We start from the raw sequence: 3,630 nt of genomic DNA, 5'->3' as shown, positions 1-3,630 counted from the left end.
GATCAGCATGTGCTCGGCGAGCCAGCCCTCGTCGCGCGCCATGACCGAGGCGATGCGCAGCGAGTAGCACTTCTTGCCCAGGAGCGCGTTGCCGCCGTAGCCCGAGCCGTAGGACCAGATGGTGCGCTCTTCGGGGAACTGCACGATGTACTTGGTGTCGTTGCACGGCCACTTCACGTCCTGCTGGCCGGGCTCGAGCGGGGCGCCGATGGAGTGCAGGGCCGGGACGTAGTTGGCGTCCTCGCCGAGCTCCTCGATGCGGCGCAGCACGTTGACGCCGCAGCGGGCCATCACGCGCATCGACACCACGACGTACTCGGAGTCGGTGATCTCGACGCCGAACATCGGGTTCTCGGAGTTGAGGTGCCCCATGACGAAGGGGATGACGTACATCGTGCGGCCCTTCATGCACCCCTGGTAGAGGTCGCGCATGATGGCCTTCATCTCGTTCGGGTCCATCCAGTTGTTGGTGGGCCCGGCGTCCTTCTCGTCGACGGAGCAGATGTAGGTGCGGTCCTCGACGCGGGCGACGTCCGTCGGGTCGGAGGCGGCGTAGAAGGAGTTCGGCTTCTTCTCGTCGTTGAGCCGCACGAAGGTGCCGGCCTCGACGAGCTTGTCGGTGAGGCGCGTCCACTCCTGGTCGGAGCCGGTCACCCACTCGACGCGGTCGGGGGTGGTCAGGGCCGCGACCTCATCCACCCACTGCTGCAGGCCGGCGTGCGTCGTGCCGCCAACCCTCCCGGTATTTGAGGTGTCCGCCGTCGCGGGTCCTGTCGACTCGATCGTCATTGCCTCGGCCGTCCCTTTCGCCCGGTGCCTGTGTCGGCTCGGCACCGGATCAGTGAGGTGGTGCGACCCCCATTCGGCCACCGAGGTGTCCACATGGTGGGCGCGCTGATTCCGCCACGGTAGACCCGTGTCAGAGGTCCGAGAAACCGGAGTGGGTCTTTCCGCTCGTGAAACGTCTCACAACTCATCAGTACAGGTCAGAGGCGTGTCGGGTTCTTTCAGAACCTTGCAAGAACCCGACGAATCTCGTTGTCGTGGGCGGCAATCGCCGGGCCGCCCCGGCCGGTCGACCGCCGAGGCGTCCAGGCGCCCCGGGGCGCATCCGGGCGAGCGGGGCGGCAGACGTGGCCACCTCGGGGGCCCCGAACGCCAGCCGGGTGCCGGGGCGGATTTCGCTGCTCGCCGCCGACCGGGTAGTGTTTCCCGTCGTTGCGCTGGGCGATCCTCAGGGCAACATCTGCGCCCGTAGCTCAACGGATAGAGCATCTGACTACGGATCAGAAGGTTAGGGGTTCGAATCCCTTCGGGCGCGCGTCGGTCGCACAGCGACCCATCGGATCTGTGTTGAGACAGAAGGGCACCAGCCCCGAGCCACTCCAGTTGGCCGGGGCTGTTGCTTTGCCCGATCGGCCCGGTGCGCCCGATCGGCCCGGTGCGCCCGATCGGCCCGGGCCGCCGGGCGGCGGCGGGCGGCCTCAGCAGGCGCCATCCGCTGTTCGGGCAGACGACATCCTCCTGAATGACTAGTTCTCCTGGCCCCTCTGGGTGGTCCGACGGGTCATTTCGACGAGACACCCCCGATCCGGTTCGTGTCGCCGGAGCGAGGACGCCTACCGTCCTCCCCGTGACCACGAAGCCCTTCGGAACGGACCTCACCGACACCGTCCTCCGCGACGAGATCGAGCTCGTCGCGGACCTCGTCGTCGCCGCGGCCGGCTTCAGCGGTCGCATGAGCGAGACCCAGATCGACGAGGCCCTCGGGCTCCGCGGCCGGCTCAAGCACGGCGCCTGAGCGCCAGCCGAGCCCCCGCCCCGAGCCCCCGCCTCGAACCCCCGCCCCGAGCCCGGTCAGCCCAGCGCCTCGGTGACCCGGCGCCAGGGCTCGAGGTCCTCAGGCCCGCGCAGGCCCTGGATGCCGACGAACACCCTGCCCACCCCGATGTCCGCCAGTGCGGCGTACCGGCGCGTGTGGTCCTCGGGCAGCCCGGCCTGGTGGCGCCGGGTGAAGGTCGCGGCGGGTGTGCGGCCCCGGAGCCGCTCCACGGCCGAGGCCACGGCGTCGCGGTCGGTGCCGAGGACGGGAAGGTCGAGGACCGTCACGCCCACCTCGCCAGGGTCCCGGTCGAGCTCCACGCAGTGCCGGCGCAGCACCTCGGCCTTGTGGGCGACCACGTCGGCGTCGCTTGTCGTGAGGTTGCAGGCGTCGCCCCACCGGGCCGCGATGCGCAGCGTGCGCTGCTCGCCCCCGCCCCCGATGATCAGCGGGATGGCCGACACGGGCCTGGGGTAGAGCGTGGTCTCCGGGAGCGAGACCCGCCCGCCGGAGTACGCCTTCGTGCCGGGAGCCCAGAGCGCCCTCAGTGTCTCGGCGGCGGCGTCGAGCGCGTCCAGCCGCTCCCGCGCCGGGGGAAAGGCCAGGCCGTATGCCGCGTGCTCGCGCTCCCACCAGCCGGTGCCCAGGCCGCAGAAGGCCCGCCCGCCGCTGAGGACGTCGAGCGTCGCGAGCGTCTTGGCCAGCACCCCGGCGGGGCGAAAGGTGACCGGCGTGACGAGCGTGCCCAGCTCCAGACCGGGCGCCGCCCCGGCGAGCAGGCCGAGGACGGTGAAGGGCTCCGGCAGCGGGTCCCAGGCCCTGCCGACCTGCGGGATCTGGATGAGGTGGTCCATCAGGGCCAGACCCGCGAACCCCGCCTGCTGTGCCGCCAGCGCCATCGCGGTGAGCCACCCCGCAGGGTCCTCGCCCCAGGGGAACGCGGACAGCTGGAGCACCAGCGGCAGGCGCCGCACGGGTGCGGCCGGGGACGGTGCCGCCGTCGAGCCGCCGACCCTCGTGCCACCGCCGGTGGCGGGGTCGGTGTCGGCACTGACCCGCAGCACGAGGTCCCAGCCCTCGGCCTCGAGTCGCGGCGCCACCTCGGCGGCCCCGCGCAGCTGCCGGGCGAGCACGGGAGCCGGCACGGGCCGGTCGCGGTCGGCGTTGCGGCGACGGCAGAGTGCGGCGTCGGCCTCGACCACCACCGCGACCGCGGGGAGTCCGGCCTGCCGGGCGGCGCCCAGCCAGGACAGCCGGCGGGTCTCGTCCAGCCCCAACGTGTCGACCACGGTGGTCAGGCCGCGGCCGGTCCGCGCCCGCACCACCAGCTCGAGCACCTCGAAGGCGTCGGTCGAGGCGTCGAGGTCGGCCGGGCCGCTGCCGACGATGCCGCGCAGGTGGTCGGAGGAGACGACCTCCACGGCGCGGTAGCGCCGGGCCGCCCAGGTGGACTTGCCCGACCCGGAGGCGCCGACCAGCACCACGAGCGCGGGGTCCGGGATCCGCGGCTCACCCATGGCGCGAGTCTCGCGCGGCCGACCCGGCTGCCGCTACACGACGCAGAACTCGTTGCCCTCGGGGTCGAGGAGGGTCACCGCGTAGTAGTTGGCCCCGTCCGGGGCGTTGAGGTGCGCGACCGAGGCGCCGAGGCCCACCAGGCGCTCGACCTCGGCGTCGATGAGCGCCTTGCGCTGCTCGTAGTCCGGGAGTGCACGCGGCCCGCCGGTGAGCTTGATGTCGAGGTGCACGCGGTTCTTCACCGCCTTGCCCTCGGGCACCGGCTGGAACCAGATCCGCGGTCGCGTCCC

The 3,630-nt window shown here is 72.2% G+C and carries 3 protein-coding genes, 1 tRNA gene and 1 pseudogene; 2 read left to right on the top strand and 3 right to left on the bottom strand.

Features of this window, described 5'->3' with window-relative positions; all coding sequences use genetic code 11:
- Positions 1–789, bottom strand: a pseudogene (locus VIB11_RS12995) (phosphoenolpyruvate carboxykinase); the annotation flags it as partial.
- A gap of 459 nt (positions 790–1,248) precedes the next feature.
- Here VIB11_RS12995 and VIB11_RS12990 point away from each other — a divergent pair.
- Both VIB11_RS12990 and VIB11_RS12985 read left to right on the top strand, forming a co-directional pair.
- Positions 1,249–1,321, top strand: a tRNA-Arg gene (locus tag VIB11_RS12990).
- Between the two features lie 312 nt (positions 1,322–1,633).
- Positions 1,634–1,801 (top strand): hypothetical protein, encoded by a 168-nt coding sequence (locus VIB11_RS12985; protein WP_332031656.1) that lies wholly within the window; start codon positions 1,634–1,636, stop codon positions 1,799–1,801.
- 56 nt (positions 1,802–1,857) lie between these two features.
- Here VIB11_RS12985 and VIB11_RS12980 read toward each other — a convergent pair whose 3' ends face one another.
- Complete coding sequence (locus VIB11_RS12980) at positions 1,858–3,339, bottom strand: LLM class flavin-dependent oxidoreductase (protein WP_332031655.1); 1,482 nt, start codon at positions 3,337–3,339, stop codon at positions 1,858–1,860.
- Between the two features lie 33 nt (positions 3,340–3,372).
- On the bottom strand, positions 3,373–3,630 hold a 258-nt coding region (locus VIB11_RS12975), incomplete at its 5' end, for a VOC family protein (protein WP_332031654.1).

The sequence above is a fragment of the Pedococcus sp. genome, assembly GCF_036554925.1.
Lineage (GTDB): Bacteria > Actinomycetota > Actinomycetes > Actinomycetales > Dermatophilaceae > Pedococcus_A.
The sequence above is the reverse complement of the archived record's forward strand: the minus strand, read 5'-3'. Positions and strand labels throughout refer to the sequence as shown.

What these genes read in the sequence shown, in the direction of transcription:
- VIB11_RS12980 (WP_332031655.1), bottom strand. Translation starts at nt 3,339, where the DNA reads ATGGGTGAGCCGCGGATCCCGGACCCCGCGCTCGTGGTGCTGGTCGGC.